27 protein-coding genes are annotated in these 19,870 nt (G+C 36.5%); 3 read left to right on the forward strand and 24 right to left on the reverse strand.

The window, feature by feature from the left end; genetic code table 11:
• Positions 1-216 precede the first annotated feature (216 nt).
• Complete coding sequence (locus tag CWS20_RS01055; RefSeq protein WP_241504121.1) at positions 217-477, reverse strand: YolD-like family protein; 261 nt, start codon at positions 475-477, stop codon at positions 217-219.
• Positions 478-479: 2 nt separating this feature from the next.
• Entirely contained in the window at positions 480-698 is a 219-nt protein-coding gene (locus tag CWS20_RS01060; protein ID WP_066192340.1) for a hypothetical protein, read from the reverse strand.
• 101 nt (positions 699-799) lie between these two features.
• Here CWS20_RS01060 and CWS20_RS01065 point away from each other — a divergent pair, with 101 nt between their 5' ends.
• A complete protein-coding gene (locus CWS20_RS01065; RefSeq protein WP_066192336.1) occupies positions 800-1,135 on the forward strand; it encodes a YolD-like family protein in 336 nt (111 codons plus the stop codon).
• A 4-nt stretch (positions 1,136-1,139) separates the two neighbouring features.
• Positions 1,140-1,496, forward strand: a complete 357-nt coding sequence (locus CWS20_RS01070; RefSeq protein ID WP_066192334.1) for a YhjD family protein — start codon at positions 1,140-1,142, stop codon at positions 1,494-1,496.
• Positions 1,497-1,596: 100 nt separating this feature from the next.
• Here CWS20_RS01070 and CWS20_RS01075 read toward each other — a convergent pair whose 3' ends face one another.
• Genes CWS20_RS01075 through CWS20_RS01085 form a run of 3 tightly spaced genes read right to left on the reverse strand, consistent with a single transcriptional unit; the run spans position 1,597 to position 3,636 of the window.
• Positions 1,597-2,532: a hypothetical protein gene (locus tag CWS20_RS01075; RefSeq protein ID WP_066192332.1), complete on the reverse strand. Its 936-nt coding sequence runs from the start codon at positions 2,530-2,532 to the stop codon at positions 1,597-1,599.
• 8 nt (positions 2,533-2,540) lie between these two features.
• The gene (locus CWS20_RS01080) at positions 2,541-3,170 is read right to left on the reverse strand and encodes a hypothetical protein (protein WP_066192330.1); all 630 of its coding nucleotides are present in this window, start codon (positions 3,168-3,170) and stop codon (positions 2,541-2,543) included.
• A complete protein-coding gene (locus tag CWS20_RS01085) occupies positions 3,163-3,636 on the reverse strand; it encodes a hypothetical protein (protein ID WP_066192328.1) in 474 nt (157 codons plus the stop codon). The genes CWS20_RS01080 and CWS20_RS01085 overlap by 8 nt, the downstream gene beginning before the upstream one ends.
• A 184-nt stretch (positions 3,637-3,820) precedes the next feature.
• On the opposite strand from CWS20_RS01085, the gene sinI reads away from it, so the two are divergent.
• The gene (sinI, locus tag CWS20_RS01090) at positions 3,821-3,922 is read left to right on the forward strand and encodes a DNA-binding anti-repressor SinI (protein ID WP_328153042.1); all 102 of its coding nucleotides are present in this window, start codon (positions 3,821-3,823) and stop codon (positions 3,920-3,922) included.
• A 14-nt stretch (positions 3,923-3,936) separates the two neighbouring features.
• Here the strand turns inward: sinI and CWS20_RS01095 are convergent, their stop codons facing one another.
• The 19 genes from CWS20_RS01095 to CWS20_RS01185 all read right to left on the reverse strand — a co-directional run bounded on the left by CWS20_RS01095 (position 3,937) and on the right by CWS20_RS01185 (position 19,746).
• A complete protein-coding gene (locus CWS20_RS01095; RefSeq protein ID WP_066192326.1) occupies positions 3,937-4,623 on the reverse strand; it encodes an N-acetylmuramoyl-L-alanine amidase family protein in 687 nt (228 codons plus the stop codon).
• 125 nt (positions 4,624-4,748) lie between these two features.
• Positions 4,749-4,982 (reverse strand): phage holin, encoded by a 234-nt coding sequence (locus tag CWS20_RS01100; protein ID WP_066194177.1) that lies wholly within the window; start codon positions 4,980-4,982, stop codon positions 4,749-4,751.
• 11 nt (positions 4,983-4,993) lie between these two features.
• Entirely contained in the window at positions 4,994-5,266 is a 273-nt protein-coding gene (locus tag CWS20_RS01105; protein ID WP_066192324.1) for a hypothetical protein, read from the reverse strand.
• A 43-nt stretch (positions 5,267-5,309) separates the two neighbouring features.
• Complete coding sequence (locus CWS20_RS01110) at positions 5,310-5,579, reverse strand: hypothetical protein (protein ID WP_066192322.1); 270 nt, start codon at positions 5,577-5,579, stop codon at positions 5,310-5,312.
• 155 nt (positions 5,580-5,734) lie between these two features.
• A complete protein-coding gene (locus tag CWS20_RS01115) occupies positions 5,735-6,025 on the reverse strand; it encodes a hypothetical protein (RefSeq protein ID WP_066192320.1) in 291 nt (96 codons plus the stop codon).
• A gap of 47 nt (positions 6,026-6,072) precedes the next feature.
• Entirely contained in the window at positions 6,073-8,598 is a 2,526-nt protein-coding gene (locus tag CWS20_RS01120) for a hypothetical protein (RefSeq protein ID WP_066192318.1), read from the reverse strand.
• Positions 8,591-10,087 (reverse strand): phage tail protein, encoded by a 1,497-nt coding sequence (locus CWS20_RS01125; RefSeq protein WP_066192316.1) that lies wholly within the window; start codon positions 10,085-10,087, stop codon positions 8,591-8,593. The genes CWS20_RS01120 and CWS20_RS01125 overlap by 8 nt, the downstream gene beginning before the upstream one ends.
• Positions 10,087-10,797, reverse strand: a complete 711-nt coding sequence (locus tag CWS20_RS01130; RefSeq protein WP_142385357.1) for a phage tail family protein — start codon at positions 10,795-10,797, stop codon at positions 10,087-10,089. Before CWS20_RS01130 ends, CWS20_RS01125 begins: the two co-directional genes overlap by 1 nt.
• On the reverse strand, positions 10,787-14,533 hold the full coding sequence (locus CWS20_RS01135) for a tape measure protein (RefSeq protein WP_142385358.1): 3,747 nt from the start codon (positions 14,531-14,533) through the stop codon (positions 10,787-10,789). The genes CWS20_RS01130 and CWS20_RS01135 overlap by 11 nt, the downstream gene beginning before the upstream one ends.
• Positions 14,534-14,665: 132 nt before the next feature.
• Positions 14,666-15,220, reverse strand: coding sequence for a Gp15 family bacteriophage protein (locus CWS20_RS01140; RefSeq protein WP_066192311.1), 555 nt, complete (start codon positions 15,218-15,220; stop codon positions 14,666-14,668).
• A 10-nt stretch (positions 15,221-15,230) separates the two neighbouring features.
• Complete coding sequence (locus tag CWS20_RS01145) at positions 15,231-15,683, reverse strand: hypothetical protein (RefSeq protein WP_066192310.1); 453 nt, start codon at positions 15,681-15,683, stop codon at positions 15,231-15,233.
• Between the two features lie 130 nt (positions 15,684-15,813).
• On the reverse strand, positions 15,814-16,263 hold the full coding sequence (locus tag CWS20_RS01150) for a phage tail tube protein (protein ID WP_066192309.1): 450 nt from the start codon (positions 16,261-16,263) through the stop codon (positions 15,814-15,816).
• 3 nt (positions 16,264-16,266) lie between these two features.
• Entirely contained in the window at positions 16,267-16,668 is a 402-nt protein-coding gene (locus CWS20_RS01155) for a phage tail terminator protein (protein WP_066192308.1), read from the reverse strand.
• Positions 16,668-16,991 (reverse strand): minor capsid protein, encoded by a 324-nt coding sequence (locus CWS20_RS01160; protein ID WP_066192306.1) that lies wholly within the window; start codon positions 16,989-16,991, stop codon positions 16,668-16,670. Before CWS20_RS01160 ends, CWS20_RS01155 begins: the two co-directional genes overlap by 1 nt.
• Positions 16,991-17,332, reverse strand: a complete 342-nt coding sequence (locus tag CWS20_RS01165) for a putative minor capsid protein (RefSeq protein WP_066192305.1) — start codon at positions 17,330-17,332, stop codon at positions 16,991-16,993. Before CWS20_RS01165 ends, CWS20_RS01160 begins: the two co-directional genes overlap by 1 nt.
• A complete protein-coding gene (locus CWS20_RS01170) occupies positions 17,326-17,724 on the reverse strand; it encodes a head-tail connector protein (RefSeq protein ID WP_066192304.1) in 399 nt (132 codons plus the stop codon). Before CWS20_RS01170 ends, CWS20_RS01165 begins: the two co-directional genes overlap by 7 nt.
• A gap of 2 nt (positions 17,725-17,726) precedes the next feature.
• Positions 17,727-18,194, reverse strand: a complete 468-nt coding sequence (locus tag CWS20_RS28460; RefSeq protein ID WP_180321501.1) for a putative Ig domain-containing protein — start codon at positions 18,192-18,194, stop codon at positions 17,727-17,729.
• Between the two features lie 78 nt (positions 18,195-18,272).
• The gene (locus tag CWS20_RS01180) at positions 18,273-19,160 is read right to left on the reverse strand and encodes a phage capsid protein (RefSeq protein WP_066192302.1); all 888 of its coding nucleotides are present in this window, start codon (positions 19,158-19,160) and stop codon (positions 18,273-18,275) included.
• A 19-nt stretch (positions 19,161-19,179) separates the two neighbouring features.
• Positions 19,180-19,746, reverse strand: a complete 567-nt coding sequence (locus CWS20_RS01185) for a phage scaffolding protein (RefSeq protein WP_066192300.1) — start codon at positions 19,744-19,746, stop codon at positions 19,180-19,182.
• Positions 19,747-19,870: the final 124 nt, after the last annotated feature.

The following is a 19,870-nucleotide window of genomic DNA, read 5'->3' on the forward strand; positions in this document are numbered from 1 at the left end:
GTATTTTTTACGTTCTTTCATGTCACACCTATACTTAATTATTTCTATATTTATAAAACCATTATATATAGAAGAAACTCGGAAATTTCTATACTGAACTATCTCTAAATGTATTTAAAAAATGGTCAAAAGTAGGTCAATTTTATATAGCAATCCCCTCTTGCTTAGCATCTTCAAAACCTTATTGATAAGTAATTAAATAAAAAAGCGCCCTCTTTATTGAGGAGCACTTTGAATTGACAGAATATCAATAAATTTAACCTTTATCGTTTCATAACCACTTTCTATATGTATCAATTGAGTTTGTCCATCCAGCTTAACAATTCTACCCTGGATAGGCTCTCTTTGCCATAAAGTTAATGAAACTTCATACTTTTCATTGTAGGCTTCAACTACTGCATTTCCTAATTCCTCTATTTCAAATTCATCTCTTTTTGGTCTTTGCGGCTTTGATTTCTTCTGCATTTTTACTCCCATGGTTAAGCTCCTCTCCTTACACTTCTCACTGGACCCATCGATAAAACATTACAAATTTTAAAAGTGCGTTGCTGCCGTCTGACATAACAATAGGTACGGAACGATTCATCATAAACTGATAAGACTTTAATTCTTCGCTGACTAATATTTCCCTTGTTATCTAGATAAATCATTTCTAACTCTTCTCCACTGACCGCAGCTCGTGTAAGTAATCCTTTCATCGATAAGCCCCCTTTCCATAAATTATATACGAACTTTTGTTCGATTTCAATTGATAAAAGAACAAATGTTTGCATATAATATTAAGAAAGGAGATGGGAATATGATTCGTGACCGCGGGAAAATGAAATGGCAGAGCGCGTTTTTTATGCCGGAACATGTGAAGTTGCTTAATGATATTCAAATTGATGCTAACAAAACATCTAAGCCGCAACTCGATGAACAACAACTGGAAGAGATACAAATTGTCATTATGGAATCTCTTGATTACACTCAGCCCATTAAGATATCCACTTGGGAAAATGGTTTTACTAATCATATGACTGTAATCGTTGATAACTTGGATATGATAAAGAAAGAAATTAGAATAGAAATACAAAATGATTATGAAATGAAATGTATACATATCGATAAGATAATTGCTGCAGAAAGGATATGACCCCATGACTAGGATACCTGAAAATGATCGCGATCTAATTGAACAGGCCATATACTTGCCCATGATTGTCATTATTCTTGAACGTGATTTGCAGATTATTGAGAAGGCACCCTTTAAAATTAATCGTCCTTATATTACGCTTGTGGAAAATACACTTAAGAAGGTACAACGGGACCTAAAAGAAGTAAGAGATAAAATGAGAAAAGGGAATATGAAGGTTCACCAAGTTAGCCGTGATGATACTTTTACGATGTTTTCATTTCTGTATAAGGGATTTGAGGAACAGCATAATTACTTTAATCCTCGGCTTAGAAATAAATGTGAGGAATTGTTGGATTTTTATTTGAATAAAGAAGACTGAATGAAACCTAAAGATATACTTCATTACAAGGATAAAAAAACTTAAAATTACGAAAGCCCCTTTTTCTTAAAAAGGGGATAAGTTTAGGTTTATATTATTTTTATTTTGCCATTTGATTCTCGATTTTTTCTGCTATTTTAGCACTGATTACTCGTCCTATTTCAGAAAAAAAGGTAGATCTGCTATCATTTGTCCATTCTTCACTTTCTTTATCGTTTCCGTAAGAAGTGAGTATTTTTGGTAAAACTTCCAAAAACGTCATTAAAATTACTTTAGATTTCATTTCTTCTTCTTGTACGTCCATCATGAACATGTATTCACCTGTATAACTTTTAAAATCTATATCCACATTACCAAATAAATCTAATTTATAATCTATAGTTTCATTATTATACTCAATCCTAGTATTTATTTGGGTCAAATCTTCATTTTCAAATAAAAATGAAAGTGTACTCAGAAGATTCAATATTCTATTACCAGAACCTTTTACTTCTGCTAGTCGATCTTTTGTTTCACCCTTGAACCCAATGATACTCTTGATTAATAAACGTGATTCTTCTTCCAGTGATTGATTACCATGGTTTAGAACTTTATAAATCATCCAAATAAAAAAATCATCAACTAAAGTAATTGGGTTGGGTGTAATCTCCAATCTCTTACTATAATTGTTTATCTTTCTTAATATAGTTTTTGTAACATCGTTAGAAGAACGATTAGTAATATATTGCGTAATTACTCCATCGGTGAAAATTACTATATAACCATCTATAGAGTAAATTCTGTTTGACCTCATTGGGTTATTCTCTTCTCCAGCACGTACTCTTTCATAACTATAATTTATAAAATTATATGTTATTTCTATGTCATTTAAATTAATGCTCTTATTTTCTTCAAAAGTTATATTAACACTATATTCTAATGGTTGATTATTATAAGGATCTTTATCTTCTTGGATCCATTCACGATAATTCATTACATTAGCCATGATATCATCCATTGACCTATCTGAATTATCAGTCCATCGAGATAACGCCATCTTTAAATTCACTTCCTTGTTATGTTTATACCATTATTGAAAAAATCAATAGTAAAAAATTTCTTCCATCTACTAACATCTAACTGAGCTATAACGTAATCAGTATTTTTCTCATCATCATTACTTGCTATATTAAAAGTAATCGACCTCTCTAAAGAAATAAAATCTCTTTTTTGGGGTATTAGTTGTTCTATGTCAATCTTATATGTATTTTTTTCCTCATTAAATTCCATAAAATAAATTGATTTACTTTGAGGATCAATCCAGGATGGAAAGGAAACATATAATTTGGCTGGCAACTTTTTGTAGGGGCCTTTAATCTTAATAGACATTTTTATTGTCCTTGGATCTTCTCCAATTTTCATCTCATCTATATCATCATCCACATTTTTTATTACAACTTCTAGATCGAGTCTTCTTAAATTAAAATAATACATGGCGATAGATAAGCAAATATTAATAATTAATGTGTAAATTGCCATATCTATCGCCCAAATTACTCGAACATTCTCACTTAAATTTATAATTCCACCGAACGAAACATTTTTTGCAATAAGCATCAACGATATAGCTATTACAATAAAACTACGAGAATACTTACCAATTTCCTCAAGGAGCTTTCTTTTTCTATTAACCATTTAAGTAATTCTCCAGTGTGGGTTTCATAACTTTGTCAAAAAAATAATTGTTAATTTCCCCAATTATTATTCCATTTGATTTAATCTCTAATTTTATATTATCTATATAAATGATTATATTGCTTATATCAATTGACTCTCTTTCAATAGCCCAATCCAATTCTTCTCTTAATTTAATAAAATTTAACTTATTTTTACGAATAGCATGAAGGATACTTTCAACATTATCTTTAGATATTTTATCAGTGTTGTCACTTAGGTTTATATCCAAGATTAAACCTTCATGAGATAAAGTATTATACATCAACTCTGTCATTATTTCTGAATTGATAATTATTTGGCGCAGCCCTTTTTTTCTACTTTTCTTAATTAATTCATAATAGGTTTCTTTTTCTGGGTTATAAGGTACAAGAGCAGGAATATTTGTTCCTTTTTCATTATATTTAAAAACTTTACTGTAGCTCATAACAACCCCTCTTTATATTTAAATTTTCAGATTATTTTATAACTACTAATTACATAGTAGAACATTTTGTATATATTTAACACTAAAAAGATGAAAAATTTTACAATATGTTTTAATAAATAGGTCTTTTTACCCGTATTTTTTTATAAATCGATGACGTGGAAAGGAATGAATTCTTATTAAACTGGACGCAGAATGGTTAAAGTTGATTATTGAGGCAAAGAAACTAGGGATAACATTAGATGAAATCAGATTCTTTTTTGAAAGCAAAAAGCCCCTCAAATGAAGGGCTTCTTTTTATTACATTACCCTTAAAACTTGTCCAACACGAATTGTATAGTTGGCATCCAACCCATTCCAGCTACGGATTTGTTGAATCGTGCTGCCATATCTGCGGGACAACGCATAAACCGTATCACCAGAAACTACAGTATGGTAAACTGCTCCGCCAGATGGAGTTAAATTAAATGCACGGACTAATCCGTTCACATGACCTTGAGCAATAGCTTGCAGGAATGAAGACTGTTTTAATTTGTTCGCATCAACTACAGTATCAATGAAACCATTCTCTGTAAGAATAGCTGGCATTCTTGTCTCCCTGAGCACATGGAAATTAGCTTGCTTCTTGCCGCGATCACGAAAATCTACAACCTTTAAAATCTCTTCATGAATATAGTTTTGATAAGTGGTTGTTGGTGCACCTAACCCCGGATAAATAAAGTCCTCATAGCCTGTACCGCCGCCAGCGTTGATGTGGATAGATAGAAAGAAATCAGCTCCCCACGCATTAGCATCATTCGTTCTTTGTGCAAGTGATACAGTTTGATCTCCTGTGCGACTCATACGAACATCAGCATTACTATAATTTCTTAACAAATCACGTACTCTTGTAGCTATCTGCAATGTTAATGCTTTCTCCTGTAATCCATTACCTACCGCACCTGGATCGGTACCGCCATGACCTGGATCAATATAAATTTTTACCATAATAAAACCTCTCCTTTAATATATAAGTATTCCAATGGAAAAAGTAACGTTTGTACACTTTAACTAAATTCACATGGAAACCACCCCCTTTATAGACAGTAGAAAAGGCCGCCCTAGTGGACAGCCTACTTAGTCAATTTTTGCATTCTTAATGTTGCTCTTTGTCTTTTTCCTATGGCAGTAATATAGTTATTCTTAAACCAAGCCCAAGTTGCTGCGGCACCTGTAAAGATGGTACTCACTACTTCACCCCATAGTTGCTCACTACCTGGAATTGGATTCAAACCTGTTGCTACTAAGAATTGATTAACTAACGCTACTAATAATACTGCGGTTCTAATTACTGTACCCTTATCCATTTTCATTTTTATCATCCTCCAAATTTAATTGCTGCATAAAAAATGGCTACAGCTCCACCGATTATCGCAACAATAAGCGCGTTTGTAATCGATCGCCGTAACCATTTAGTGTCATCTTTAATTTCTGTTAAATCGCTCTTAATATCTTTGATGTCTCTTTCATGAAAGTCAGTTCTTTTAGTTAAAAGCGCAATTTCAGCATCCTGTTTCTCGTCTTTTTCTTTTATTTTTTCAATGTCACTTTGAATCTTCTGTTGCCAAATATCCAAGTTATTTACCTCCATGGCACTCTCCCCTAAGACCAAAATAAAAAAGCCCTATAAGGCTTTAATACATTTTTCTGTCTTTTATAATATCCTTTGGTACATTCTCTTTTTGTCCTGTTTTCAATTTACTCAACCATTTTAAATGATTGTGTGCATCCTTAATTTTGTTCTTTTGTTCATAATTATAAATTTCCCCGTTATATAAATCCTGTACAACCGCATCTTCGCCATTCCCAATCATTTTCATATTGTATTTTCTTTCAAGATAAAGAAGTTTACTAACAAATTCTTTTAACTCATCTTGTCTGGATTCTTTATTTTTAAACCACATGCTATTTACCCCCCTCAAGATATTGCGGACAGGGATTTGCACCCTGTATGTGCTGCTAGTTCCTCTTTTACGCCTCATTTAACCACAGGCCTCTCTACTGTGGCACACGTTCCCTAAGGGTAACTGCGTCTACCTTTTCCGCCACCGCATACTTATTAAGCTGTTATTCCTTCTTCTATAATATCAACTGCCCCTGCATACTCAGGTTGTGCCTTTAAATAAATATAACCTTGAGCTATAAAATTCAATGCGTCGATAGCTACACTAGGTACAAAAGAATAACTCCTTTGTTCGATAAGATTTCCTTTCAAGTGATTATCATAAACTGATACGGTCATACTTAAACCTTCTTTATTACCGTTAATTAAATCAATTTGATGATAAGAATTTACAAACATTAATTGCGTTCCGTATACTTCAACACTTGTACTAATTTGTAACGCCATACGTATTCCCCTCCTTTTATTGAAATCAATAAAAAACGTGCATGGACTTAAATATAAGTACCATACGCGTAAAAAGATGAACCTCCAGGGATTTCCTCACCCTGTCGAGAATATAAATTAACTTCACCAGTTGAAAGGATTTCTAGTAATGCTGTAAATTTGCCATTATCCGCTGTTAACGGCAGACTAATACGTGTTTTAGGTCGATATCCTTCAGGTAGGGTTGCGATTCTGAGCTTTCCATATGCCGCTATTGAAGAGTTGATTTTCGTGTACCCTATTGAAATTGCATTTACACCATCGAACTTGTAATATTCCATCTGAGCATTATCCATCACATTAGATAGATTCATTTTGTAGACTCCGGTATCGGTTGATTGTTTCCAATAACTATCATTTGTATAGTTAAAAAGTTTTCCGGAGCCTGTGCTTGGAAGTATGCTAGTGGGTTCAGCCTTATTATTTCTAGCGTATTTAATCAAGTCTACAAGGAATGAGCCGACTGTCCCGTCCGTTTCACCGTTTCGGTCAAAGTACTTTAAATACTTGCTGCTAACTATGGACAAGTTAATTCGATTGGCAGCGCCATATGCTTGAAAATCACAAAAACCTCGGTGAATAACACTGTTGTTAATTTCAATATTCAATAGATCCCCATTTTGAGTGACAGAGGTCGCATCTTTAGTGCCAGTTCTTATTGCGTAAATATCACAATCATCACACTTGATATTGATATTTGACGTTCCAAAGAGACTGAAATTCGCAAGTGAGTTTCTTATTTTCAGGTTAATCTCAACGTTATTATTAGCAATGTGAGGTAACTGGATATTAGCTAAATTACTATCAAACAGATTTGAATCAAATGTAGTATTTGGTATCTTCGCACCGTTCACCTCAATATTTATGGCACCGCTTAATGCCTGGTTGGAAATCTTCTCAGGTAAATACAACGTTTTGTGTCTTGCATCTTTTACACCCGTGCTGTAATCATTTATTTTTATGTTTGGCAGCGTGGCGTCATAATCTCCGGTAAATCCTCGCCATGTGAACAAGTAGGTACCTTGATGATCTGGATTCTTCATATGACAGTTGCTAATTTCAACATCAGGTAAATAAACCTTACGGCCACAATTATAATCAACTGTGTGAATTTGCACTAGATATAGAGAATGTATAGAAGTGCAGTTTCTAACGCGAATTAAGCCCTCAAACTCGGAAGCATAATCTGTGCGTGTGGTTATGGCAACAGGACTATTTTTACCTAGAAATACACAGTTATCAACATCTAAAATACCGCCACCATGTATAGTAATAGACTTATAGATAGTACAATCCCTCATAGTTAGGTCATAAGCGTTGGCATGCCCTGAAATACTTAGAACATTACTATTTGTTATTATCATATCCCTAAACCAGTTCCCGTTGATACCACTCCATCCATAAAGCTGAGAAACTCTATCTACATGAATCTTGCTTGATCGTGTGAACAAGAACAAATAACCCAAACCATTTTGTCCAGACAGGTAATTACGACCAATGGCAGGACAAAAGACATTTGAGATTTTTACATTATGTGACTCAATAAATTCAGCAATTGTATATAGTGGTGAAATAGTTGGTGAGGCTTCTTTTTCCACAATTAAACCATTTGTTAATTCCACGTTATTTCTATCTGATTTTATGATGGAATATAGTTTTGCGCCCTTTAGAACTACCTTCGGCATTTTAAAAGTTAATTGCTCCTGAAACGGCTTGTACAACACACGGAATCCCGTTGAAGTGCTATAATCCTTTGTCAAAGGATACGCAAGAGTTCCCTCATCTTCTGATATGGCGTTACTTTCGCTTTTATTAACTTGCTGCATGTTACCAGAATCATTTCGCATTAGGTCGACATCCAAGGTTTTAATGACAATGCTGCCGTTATTAAACTGGGATAAACTCGGAATGCTAACCGCGCCTTTTACGAATTCGGTTTGATCTAATTGGTCCGTTATTTCAACAGATGGTTCACCTGTAATTGAATACAGGTAACTAGTTCTATTAAATTCAATTGGTGCTGGATCTTGTATTGTTGTAATCAAAGTACTTCCGGATAAATCCACATCCGTTTTTACTTCAATCTCACCATTTAAAACAAATATTGAATTCCTCTGAATAACAGGTAACCCGTATTGATTGGCAAACTCATGTGCAGCTCGAATAGATTCTGTATCATCAGTCTCACCGTCTAAGGCTGCCCCAAACTCTTCATAAGAGATACCGACTTTATTCATATTCTGTGACAACTTCACGTCCATTGCATCTGCACGCTTACCCATTGTTTGGAATACTTCCCCAGTTACTCCTGATACATGAAAGTCTTTAATTTCAGTAATATCAGTCGCATTTGCAATCTGTTCATTATACTTTTTCTCAAGGATTTCTTGTTGCTTTTGAGTACTCTTTGATAATGTTGTGGTTTCAACCGTTTCCTTGTTTACAGCTTCCAGACCATCAGCGAGCGAGCCGCGAACTTTTCTTCCATAAATCGCTGTTTTAATCTCATTGATATGGTTTTGTATTTCAGCCAATTTCGCCGCCTCCTTCCTCAAGTTTAACTACACGATTAGTTAAATCGATAATCTGATTATTCATTGCTGAGATATCTGATGCGTTTTTTGCGATAGCTTCCTGCATCTGTTGTTTTTCTTCAACTGTGATGACACCTTGCAAACCTGAAACAATCTCATTCAGGTTATTAATCGCATCATCTATTGTTAAGATGGCTTCTGTGATAGCTGCCATACCCTCTATGGTTGAACCCTCAAAGTTATTCATATTTTCTTGTGTTTGTTGTAAGGATTTTTTGGTTGTTTCAAGTTCAACTGTTAACGAACCGATTTTACGAGTTTGATTCACAACTGTACTTTGTAAATTAACGACGGTCGCTTGTGTTTTGTTCGTCTCATTCTGATAATCTGACGCTTTTTTCAAGCGATCACCAAAGACTAAATCATTTTGATTGGGATTAATAATATCAATTGTTTTGGAAACTACCCTTAATCTGTCATCTATCCCCATAACCGGGTTAATAACAGGATAATCATTACCAACCTCAAATTGATCTGTGTCCAAACCGATAAGGAATAAATCAAGCGCTGTAATGACGTACTGCATCCTGACACGATTGTTAGATGATAAAAACTGCTGACCTCGTGTTTTAAGGATTGTGGGGCTATTTATATCATCCCAAACATGACTTTTAGCAAAGATTCCAAACTTCTTAATCGCTACAGTATCGTCAATATAATCTAGTCCATTGTTGACTGATTTAATAGTGATTCTAGCCTGACTTGCGTCGGTAGCAGTTTCGTCTTCTGATTCAATAGTTGAACCTAAAGGGATTAATCTAGTAATAATTTGAGATGGGTCAACCTCTAATTCAATACTTTTAAGATTCTTGGACAACCGAATTTCTGTAGGCTTGGCAGAACCAATCTTTTCTAAGTAATCCAGATATAAACCATCTGTTTCGTCCCTTAATCGTAATTCTCCACCTAAGCGATCTACTAATTTATCGAATATAGTATCAAGAGTTGAATCATAACCTAAATACCGATATATATTGTCAGTACTATTCGTTACATTAACCTCACCAAGCTTTATCTGTTTATCCTTACTCACATCTTTATTGTGATTATCTATAATCACTTGTAAAAAGTTCCTTGGTGTCATATTGTGATATTCACCATGTCGTTGTGCCGAATCATTCATATATCCCATTTTTGATTCACATAAAAAGGACTTGTGAAATACTCCATTTTCATTCATTTTGCTTGTAGGAGTAAGCACCCGTCCTCGGAAATCGTATTTATTTGTTTGTAAATTAAATACATCAACTAAAGTTGACATGGGATGGATCAAATCATATCCGGGATTATTGGGTAAAATGGAAAAACTAAAAGAATCAACCTGATTTATCCCCTGTTTGATAACTCCATTCTGTATCTTTGTTTTGTTGAAAGAAGGATGATGGATTACTGTTTCATCTCTACCATTAATTAATGTTACTTTGTACATTAAATAACCTCCTTTCTGAATAAAAAAGTGATTTTACCTTTCCCTATGATTCTAATTGGATTTTCACCAAGATTTAGTGCAAAATCTAATGATTCTGATTCCCCAGCAGGAATATTAAAATAAACACCATTCTTCACTATTTGCATTGCGGCACTGGATACAACAATAGGATTTATCATGTTTGCACCTGGATTATATAGAGTAGTATTAATTAGCCCATTCACGTTGTACTCAGTGATTTGAGCATAATCAGTTAAGAAATTGAATGAGTCCCAAATATCATTGCCTTCCAACAACTCACCCATCATGAATGGATAAGCAGTAAATACAACTGTAAGAGTGCCTCCGAATCTCAACTCATTAAAATCAGGGCCTTCTTCAACTTCTGCCAAAAAGTAATATCCTTCTATTACATCATCTATTAATTTATCTTGGCTTTCTGTACTCATTAGCCAATTTTGAAATTCTATTTTCATGGCAGTAAATCTAGCTTTATCTTGATCTCGGATATTAAAAACATATGTTAGTTTACGTTCTTCGTACTCTTGTCCTCCATAAAGGTTTGAAAAGTCATACACCTTATTAGAGTAAGGAATACGTTCTTTCACCTTAATCTTAGAGGGTGTCCCTATATGTTTAGATGCAACAGTTAAGCCAAAATCGTTGTATGAGTGTTTCCCCCTAAATGCAATGCCGAATCTACTCATCAAAAGCCACCCTCCTTGAAGCTAAAAATGTACGTAAACCTTGGTTTTTATCAACGAAAGAACCAACTTTATCCTCAGCTAAAAAAATATCACCTGATTTATCAGCTATTTGTTTTAGTAGAGAGATGACTTTGGAGTCATCATAAATACCTTTGAAAATATCGTTATTATTTTTCATTGCCGATACTGCAGCACCTGTATTTATAGTTGCCATTCTCGAAGTGCCTAAAGCTTGTTCAGGAGTTGATGTTAATATCATTCCTTTAGAAAGGGTATCCAGTTCTTTATAAACTGATTTTGCATTTTCTCTGATACCTAACGCTATCCCTGCTGGAATCATCTTACCTACATCATCCCTCATCCGTCGAGAAGGAGAATGGATTCGTAACGCGCTCTTCATTGTGCTTGCAACGCTATTTGCAATACTTCTGGCTGTAGATAGTACCATGGCTCTACCAGCTAAAAGACCTTGATTTAAACCTGCCATTGCATTTCTTCCGACTGAATTAAATTGACCTCTAGTATTATTGAATGGTGTGATTAAATTAACTGCTAACATCCTCATTGTTTTGGTTTGATCGTTTGCTCCCGATTTCATTCTATCGAGCATACTTTTCATTGCTTCTTGTGTAACTTTAGGTAGCTTTTTAAGGGACTTTTCTATAATCTTGACTGAATCATCATGGCCTTTAGAAATTTGCTTAAAGTTCCTTTCAGAGCTTTCTAGGACAGATTTAAACATCTTTTGAACTGATTGTAGAACTGCATTACTACCTTGATTGATACCTAATACTAAACCTTCTGTAATTCCTGAACCCATCCTTTGGAATACTTTAGATGGACTGTTAATTTCTAATGCATTTTTAGCTGCGTTCGTTGAATCCTCAGCCATTGCTGTTGTAGCTGCACCGACTGCTTTAGAGTTTTTTTCGACTCCTTCTACCAATCCTTTGGGGATCATGCTGCCGATTTCATCAAAACCAGAGCTTTTAATTTGTTCTCTTAATGTCGATGAACCGTTATCTACGAAACTAACCATTACGTCAACGGCCTCGTCAAATTCGTTACCTAATGACGTTTTAAAACTATCTCCTGCTACTTCAGCACCTTTATCCATTAACTCAGCAAACTTTTTCAATTCGCTATCACTCATATTAGACACGACAGCTAATTCCGCTGCTGACTCTGGCCCCATTGTCTCTAACCATGACAAGAAGCCCTCATGACCCTCTTTTCCTGCCCAATCATACAACTTAGCAACGTTTTCACCCCATTGCTGCGTCATTTTCTGATTGTGTTCTAAGTTAGCTATCATCTCATCAGCAGAAACCTTTGATTCCTCGTTCATACGATCAAATGCATTTGTAGCATTTTCCACTAACTCGTCATATGCATTTTTCATGTTGTCGAATACTTCTTTGTGAAGGTCTCCTAATTCTTCATATGATGTTATCTGTCTTAAGTTACCTTCCTCGACTGCTGAGGCAGCATTTTCAGCAGATGCAATGATTTGCTCTTCTGTTAAACCATATTGTTTAGCTAATAATGCAAGAGTTTCCTTTAAAGCCAATTCTTTCTCATCTAGCTTTGCTACCTCGTCTTTGTACTTACCCGACTTGACAGCGCCTTCTTCTAATTTTCTATTCCATTCTTCGCGCTTTTCATTAATTTCATCAAGTTTCATTTGTGCTGTATTTTGCTCTTCTATAATTTCGGTTAGTCTTTCTTGCGCCGCCATACCAGCTTCTGTTTCTTTCATTAAATCAAGCCTAGCTCGCAACTCTTCTGATGACATACTTAATGCCCCTGCTTCTTCGTTATAAGCAAGGTTTAACCCATCTATTGAACCATTCAATTGTTCGATATAGGAATTAAGCATCGCCTTTTCTGCAGCTGATTTCTTTTCTTTTCCAGCGAGGTCTTCTATCTTCTTAGCTAGCTCCTCATTTGCCATTGCAGATGCATTAATCTCTGTTTGATTCTTTTTGTATGCTTCAGCGTTAGTATTAATTTCTTCATTTAAGGAATTTACAGATTCACCAAGTTTTTCAGTTTCCTCAGCGAGTTTCTTTTCTTCTTCACTCGTTTTATTAAACCATTTCACAAGTCCAACAACAGCGCCAACCAATGCACCGATACCAAGAGTAATCCAACCTATCGGTCCCATTACTAATTTTGTTGCTGCCGCCCAAGCAATTTTTGCTGCTGTAGCCAATTTAATCTTTCCTGACAGTACACCAATAGCAAGGGAACCTAAGCTAATAGCACCAGTATTAGCCATGGTAGCCAATGTATCTGCTCTAGTTGCACTTGTGCTTGCTATTTGAGCTACAACTTGAGCACGGGTAGCCAATGTTAAAGCCTGTTGTGATGCTGCCGCTGTTAACATTGCAGTATTTGAAGCTTTTACAGCAATAACGACCTTATTTATTATCAGTTGCGCTGCAAACGCAGCAGCCAAACTAATTAATACAGGAGACAATGCTTTCACTACCGGGAGAGTTGCACCCACTGCTGAACCAAATGCTTGCACAATCGGGGTAGCACTTTCTATAACAGAGCCAATCACTTTAAAGGATTGGTTTATTATCGCTTTTAAACTATCAATATTTTGGGCGATATCTTTCCCTGTTACCTTTTGAGATAACTTATCGAAAGATTTTATGATATCTGCAATTCCTTTAGCTGCGGCATTTCGCAAATTTCCTAGAGATGTAGCGATACCACTACTTGATGTCTTGGCACGTTCTGCAAATCCTCCAGTAGCTTGATCTAATTCAATTATTTTCGCGTTGAATTGGTCAAAAGTTATAGTGCCCTCTTGCAAAGCAGAATAAAGGTCATTTTGAGCAGATGCACCAGCAAAACCAAACGCTTTGGCCACCTCATTTAACGCTAACCCCATCGTTTCCTGCAATGTTCGCCACGACTGTAAATCAACTTCACCTTTCGCTAACATCTGTACATATTGCTCAAGACCACGAGCCGCATTAGCACTATCTGAACCAGATGCGATGAAAGCGTTATTTAGTGCAAGTGTTGCGTTGACTGCACCATCAAGGTCATTCGTCATGGTAGCAATACGCTGAGTAGTGGCTGCTACGGTATCTAGTGTGGTAGGTAATCCGTCTATACCAGTAGACAGCTTATCTATCGCTGCTTGTGATTCTTTCGCAGAAAAACCGACTTGCTCCATGATCACCGGGAATGCATTAAGTGTATCAAAACGAGATATCGCAGCGTCCATAGATGCTTTAAGCACTTCAAACGCTTTTGAAGCTAATGCCACCAATCCTAGAGAGATCGCTAACTCCTTAATACCAACTGAAGCGTTGTTAGTTTCGCGACCTACGTTTTCTACTTGGTCACTCGCCGCATTGACGTTGTGTGCCGCAGAGTTAGCGTTAGTGGATACATCATCTAAACTATTAGAAACTCCTTGTACTCCACTCGCTGCTTGTGCGCTACTGCCACCCAACTCATCAATGGCTCGGTCTGCTCCATCCAAGTTTCGACCCGCATCTACTCCACTGTCACTTAATCCCTCTAAACTACTTGCAGCACCTTGCACACCTCGTGCAGCTTGCTCACTGCTCACACCAAGTCCATCAACTGCGCTGTCGGCACCGTCCAGACTACGCCCTGCATTTGTACTACTTGCTCCTAAATCATCTACAGCATTACTAGCCCCACGAATGCTATTACCGGCGTTTGCACTACTGTTACCTAAGTCACTCAAACTGTCTGCTGAAGACTGTACACCTCGTCCAGACCGGGTTGCAGCATTTTCGAGATTATCCAATTCCCGTACTACCGTATTTATTTGCCTACCATCGACTTCAATCTCTATCCTAATTGAACCATCAGCCAATTATTCCACCTCCTTCTCTTCAAGTGCATACTTCCTCTGAAGTTTCTCCATATTGGTTTTATAATCAGGAGGATCACTATTTTTCGGTTTCCATGCTCTTATTTGAATAATTCTCTTCATAATCGTTTCGTCTGGTAATCCGTTGAGTAGAGATTGAAATTCATGCCAGTGCAGCTTTCCTTGCTCTTTATAAAGGTTCATTCCGTAGGCTTGTTGAAATGAGGCGTAAATAAATTCTGCATCTATATTTAAATCAATTAACTTCTCTTGTTCCTCTTGTATGGGCATTGGATTGCCTTTACGGTCATATTCTATTGAAGCCTCGACGTCTATTTTTATAAACTCTTGATAAATAAAGTTCCAGATATCAATTACATCTGATTTAGGAGTACTACCGATTAATAATCCTAAAGATGTTTCTGCTTTTTCAAGATCGTTTAGAACATTGTCAGAAAGAACATCAAAAACATCCAGAACATTATCGAAAGATAGATCAATCGAATAAGTTTCACCATTAAAAGTAAAATCGGTGATTAGAGGGTCATTTAACCTCACTCCGCATCACCTACTTCTTTTTGGCTTTTTTATTTAGATATTCTTTTTGTTTTTTCTTAGCTTCTTTTGAGCGCGATGCCTCTTGTTCCTCAATTCGTTGAGCGATGGCAGCTCCGACTACCTCTAACGCTCTATCTAAAGCTAAAATATCCGGATATTCTTTGTAGATTTTACGGAATGTACCGTCACCGAAAATAATGTCATATTGAGCTGCAATGAATTCCTTATTAACATCAAAAGCAGCATCAATCGTTTTTTCATCGAGATTCTCCACATTCATTTCTTCTGGAAAATGGATATGTTTTGCCTTCTCCTCAGCATCCTTTAGCTTTTTCTGAGCCAATTCATCCACATTGAAAAACCGTCTAAGATTTTCAAAAGAGCTATCGAACCACAGCTCTACAGAGCCCACTTTCACAGGAAACCCCGTTCTATTAATATCAATAACTAACTCTTTCGACATATAATAACCCCCATATAAAACGAGACGCCTTTAATAGTTGAAGGCGTCTCAGAAATAATTACTATTTTTTATTTAATATAAACATTAGCTCCATCTGTAGTTGGGTTAACCTCACTTACAGATGGAGCAGTTACTCCCCCGTTAAATCAGTTTCTTTCGGGATTGTATCGAAACGAATATTACAACTGAAAGTTTCATAGGCACTTGCATCGCCTGCACCAGCTACAATTGCTGAGACTGTTGCTCTACCTACCCATTCTTTCTTGCCATCTGCCGAAACTACTTTGTGCCAAACCTTACGGCCATCACCAGTTTTATATTTTAGACCAGCAATCAATGCTTGAGCCGGGTCCTCAGGGTCATAAAAGCCTTCTGGAGTGTAAGCACCAGCTACAGAAACAACATCCGTTTCAGGAGTTCCATCACCGTCATAGAATGCCTGCTCTTCCGTTCCTTCTTGTGTATCGTCACCGATTGTAGAAATGTATTTTGCAAGTTCTAACCATTCTTCACCTGGTGTTTCTGTACCTGGAAGATACGGCTGTAAAAAATGTCCTCTTAATGCATTTTTTCTTCTCATTCCTTATTCCTCCTTAGTATTAAAAACTGTTACTGTTGCTTGAATATCCAATAAAAAAACGAACCAACCTTGGTCATCTAATTGATTAATGAAAGGTTTGTTCGTTATTAGTAGCTCTTGGAATTCAAAGCTATTGTTATTGCTGTTTAATTCATCTAGCTTTTCTAATTCATCTTGAACCAGCCAAAGTGATTGATGTATCTTTGCTTGCGACTTCGATTTCATGGCAATTTCATAATTTAATTGCTGATCACTGACACCATCCATAAACTTTCTGATAACCTGTGAACCGGGTAAAGGATATACAACAAAAGATTCTTCTGCTCCTATATATCCCTTTTTACAGGTAAGTGGAAGGTTGGGTATCTGGTTAATTCTATCGGTCAGCCTTTCAATAAAATCCATTACCAGTCAGCTCCTTTGATAAACGCATTGGTCCAATCGTTCATGTGCAACCCTTTAGCTTTCATATCCCATCGTGGACCAGTACCAGGAGTGGTGTAGTTATGCATGTACATATAAAAGAGCCTTGCAGCATACTTCTGATGATAAGCAATACCGCCACCATCTACATCAATACTTTGAGCCTGCCTTAAATTGCCCTCATCCATTGGAATGAAAGGATTCATGTCTGCGGCTGCTTGATTCGCTAATGCTCTACGTCCATTTCTTTGTGCGCTTGGACTTAATTTACTTCTTACCCCACTTAAATTAACTGTTACACCCATTAGACCACCTCCAATTCATAGGAATAAATGGTGGTGCTATACGCTTCGTAAATAGGAATAACCTTTGTAACAATATGATCTTTATCATCAAATCGAAGCACTGATTGAGCTTTAAATTTTGGAATCGGAGTTGTTATGCCCTCATAACAAAAAACAACCGCATTATATAGCAGTTGTTTACCAGAAGCGTTTGAGCTATATGCTGCTCCTCTATCTATACGACAATTCTCTATTCTTACAGGTCTAGCATACTCAGGTTCAGACCAACTGTTTTCTCCCATATATTCTTTATACATAAAAGAATCAATAAGGAATTTATGGGGAGGCTTCGGCATCACCATGACATCACACCCCTAAACAATAAACCCGTACCCTCTAGGTATATATAGACATCCTCTGAGATTAAGGGCTTACTTTCATTAGCTCCACTTGGATTATATCTACTCGCATTAGAAACGCTTGTACGCCCCGCCTGAAACGTTTGTGGGGCATTGTTTATTTCTTCGAATGTTGTAGCCCCTAATACGTGAAAATATTCGATTTGAGTACATAACGCTTGTTTAAACTTATTTACACGCCATGTATTGTCCTTTTCTATGTTTACCCTTTGGTAAAAGTGACTCGTAACGTTATCGATTACCGCAGAAGCTTTTGGTAGCAATTTATCAAACTCATTCTCATCAATATCACGCTTACTTATTTCTTTAAACTCCTCATAAGTTAAATAAGCCATAGTTATTCTCCGCTTTCGGGTACTGGCTCAGTTAACGTCAATACATGAGTGTCCTTTTTTGCACCATCAGCCGTTGTCACTGTAGTTGTATAAGTACCAGCAGGCACATTTTCAGCCCATGAGATTAAACCACTAGCATTGACAGATAAGCCGCTAGTAGTTGGTGCGATGGCATAAGTCACAGCTTTATTTGTAGCGTTGCTAGGTGCTATTGTCGATGATAATTGTCTTGTTCCTGCTGTTCCTGCTTCTGCATTTGAAGTTTTAGGTGATAAAGTTACACCTGTTACTGCAATCGGTAGCGTTTTAAAAGATGGAATATCAACTCTTTCAGATTCCCTCTCATCTTCTACACGCACCACTTGATATTCTCCACTAGCAACATTTGTATTCGGGTTAATTCCTGCAATTGTAAGAGGGCTTTCACCCTCTACAACCACGGTATCACCTTTGTAAATTTTGTATGGCATTATATCACTCCTTTAATCATGATAGGTCAATGACTGCCCCGTCAGTCGTTGGCGTGACATTGTCAATAACGGGGTTTGTTACTCCCCCAATAGAGTCACCTTAAGAACGGCTTTTTTGTTGGCCGGAAGAATAAACTCTCCTGCTTTACCAGCGCCCTGGAAAGCAACGCCGTCAAAGTCTTCTGATTCGATAGTACGAGTTGTGTTGATACCAGTGAATTGTTTACCAACACCAGCGATAGATGTATAAGCTAGTTCACCTGTTTGGAATTTTGTTTCTGGTACCTCTTTAATTTGGAACCCTTTAAACATCAAAATGTTATTAGCATCAACGTTTGCACCTGAACGTTTTGCTGAAGTAGTTATAGGATGGTCAACGATCGCATTATACAATTCTGGTTTAACCCATGCTATTTTAGTTCCCACTGCTTCCATGTTCACATAAGCATTCGATAAGTCATTGAATAGCTTAAGTACTGAATCATTTGTGATTGAAGCTATTTCTAAGGCTTTGTCAGCAATCTCTGATATAAATAAGCCGCCTTTATTATCAAACATTTGAACTTTAGCCTGCGCTTGTAACTCTGAACGATCTGCGATTGTTGCATTAAAATCATTATTAACTGTATGACGGTCAATGCCTTCGTGGAATACCCATTCCCATGTATAAGGTACATCAGTGTCTGTGTAGATGATTTCTTGACGTTCTCCAAATCGAGTTGATTTACTTGTCCCTGTTCCAAAACCAACATTAGGGTCTTTATTGTATTCCGTACCAATAACTACTGGAATATCACTTGTTTTGATGGAGAATGCTGTTTTGTTATGAGTAACTCCATCCAGAGCTTCAAGACCACCACCGAAGAACTCCGAAAAATATGCTTGCTTTTGATATACAGCTTGTAATAACTCCTTAAATTGTTTCTGATAACTACGTACTGCTAGATTATTGTTTTCTCCTGCCATTTTTCATTACCTCTTTCTTTTAATTGTATTTTGCCAGTTTTGCAGCAAACGGATCATCATTTCCACCCGCTGAGCCACCTTGTGGATTACCACCTGCCACAATTTGAGGTGTTGGGTCACTGGGCTTTTCTTCTTCAAATAAATAAGGATCACTTTCTTTGATGGTATTAAGTTGAGCATCCAAACCAAGAAGCTTATCTCCATCCAATTTGATAGATTCCAAGTCTAAGAGTGCTTTAGCTGCCTTGGGATTACGTACTTTCGCTCCTGTAAGGGCATCTTTTAGGGCATAATCAAAGGATTGTTTCTGAAGTTTATCTTCATACTCCGTTTTTGTATTGCTGTTTTCTTCCTGCAAGTCTTGAATTCTTTGTTGCAATGCTTCTGCATCAACTTTCTTCAAGTCTTCAAGCTGATTATCCCGACTGGTAATTTGCTCTTTTAAATTCTTGATATCCTCAAGCTTGTCATTAAACTTATCTTTCGGAATCCAATTACCATCAGAAATAACTGCAAGTTTATTTTCTCCTGCTTTCTCCACGACCTGATTATAAAGTTCTTCACCTAATAACTCTTGTAAATCCATTACTATCAATCTCCTTATTAATGTTTTTTAGCGTGTCACACCTCACGCTTAAGGATGCGCTTAGTTTTGCCCTAAGCCTTTAAAATGGGCATAATAATAGCGCCTAACAACTCTCATGCCAGGC

The sequence above is a fragment of the Cytobacillus horneckiae genome (genome assembly GCF_002835735.1).
In the GTDB taxonomy this organism is placed as follows: Bacteria; Bacillota; Bacilli; order Bacillales; family Cytobacillaceae; genus Cytobacillus; species Cytobacillus horneckiae.

Excerpts from the sequence above, each read along its gene's own strand:
- CWS20_RS01055 (WP_241504121.1), bottom strand. The coding sequence starts at position 477 with ATGGGAGTAAAAATGCAGAAGAAATCAAAGCCGCAAAGACCAAAAAGA.
- CWS20_RS01060 (WP_066192340.1), bottom strand. The coding sequence starts at position 698 with ATGAAAGGATTACTTACACGAGCTGCGGTCAGTGGAGAAGAGTTAGAA.
- CWS20_RS01065 (WP_066192336.1), top strand. The coding sequence starts at position 800 with ATGATTCGTGACCGCGGGAAAATGAAATGGCAGAGCGCGTTTTTTATG.
- CWS20_RS01070 (WP_066192334.1), top strand. The coding sequence starts at position 1,140 with ATGACTAGGATACCTGAAAATGATCGCGATCTAATTGAACAGGCCATA.
- CWS20_RS01075 (WP_066192332.1), bottom strand. The coding sequence starts at position 2,532 with ATGGCGTTATCTCGATGGACTGATAATTCAGATAGGTCAATGGATGAT.
- CWS20_RS01080 (WP_066192330.1), bottom strand. The coding sequence starts at position 3,170 with ATGGTTAATAGAAAAAGAAAGCTCCTTGAGGAAATTGGTAAGTATTCT.
- CWS20_RS01085 (WP_066192328.1), bottom strand. The coding sequence starts at position 3,636 with ATGAGCTACAGTAAAGTTTTTAAATATAATGAAAAAGGAACAAATATT.
- CWS20_RS01095 (WP_066192326.1), bottom strand. The coding sequence starts at position 4,623 with ATGGTAAAAATTTATATTGATCCAGGTCATGGCGGTACCGATCCAGGT.
- CWS20_RS01100 (WP_066194177.1), bottom strand. The coding sequence starts at position 4,982 with ATGGATAAGGGTACAGTAATTAGAACCGCAGTATTATTAGTAGCGTTA.
- CWS20_RS01105 (WP_066192324.1), bottom strand. The coding sequence starts at position 5,266 with ATGGAGGTAAATAACTTGGATATTTGGCAACAGAAGATTCAAAGTGAC.
- CWS20_RS01110 (WP_066192322.1), bottom strand. The coding sequence starts at position 5,579 with ATGTGGTTTAAAAATAAAGAATCCAGACAAGATGAGTTAAAAGAATTT.
- CWS20_RS01115 (WP_066192320.1), bottom strand. The coding sequence starts at position 6,025 with ATGGCGTTACAAATTAGTACAAGTGTTGAAGTATACGGAACGCAATTA.
- CWS20_RS01125 (WP_066192316.1), bottom strand. The coding sequence starts at position 10,087 with ATGTACAAAGTAACATTAATTAATGGTAGAGATGAAACAGTAATCCAT.
- CWS20_RS01145 (WP_066192310.1), bottom strand. The coding sequence starts at position 15,683 with ATGTCGAAAGAGTTAGTTATTGATATTAATAGAACGGGGTTTCCTGTG.
- CWS20_RS01150 (WP_066192309.1), bottom strand. The coding sequence starts at position 16,263 with ATGAGAAGAAAAAATGCATTAAGAGGACATTTTTTACAGCCGTATCTT.
- CWS20_RS01155 (WP_066192308.1), bottom strand. The coding sequence starts at position 16,668 with ATGGATTTTATTGAAAGGCTGACCGATAGAATTAACCAGATACCCAAC.
- CWS20_RS01160 (WP_066192306.1), bottom strand. The coding sequence starts at position 16,991 with ATGGGTGTAACAGTTAATTTAAGTGGGGTAAGAAGTAAATTAAGTCCA.
- CWS20_RS01165 (WP_066192305.1), bottom strand. The coding sequence starts at position 17,332 with ATGGTGATGCCGAAGCCTCCCCATAAATTCCTTATTGATTCTTTTATG.
- CWS20_RS01170 (WP_066192304.1), bottom strand. The coding sequence starts at position 17,724 with ATGGCTTATTTAACTTATGAGGAGTTTAAAGAAATAAGTAAGCGTGAT.
- CWS20_RS28460 (WP_180321501.1), bottom strand. The coding sequence starts at position 18,194 with ATGCCATACAAAATTTACAAAGGTGATACCGTGGTTGTAGAGGGTGAA.
- CWS20_RS01180 (WP_066192302.1), bottom strand. The coding sequence starts at position 19,160 with ATGGCAGGAGAAAACAATAATCTAGCAGTACGTAGTTATCAGAAACAA.
- CWS20_RS01185 (WP_066192300.1), bottom strand. The coding sequence starts at position 19,746 with ATGGATTTACAAGAGTTATTAGGTGAAGAACTTTATAATCAGGTCGTG.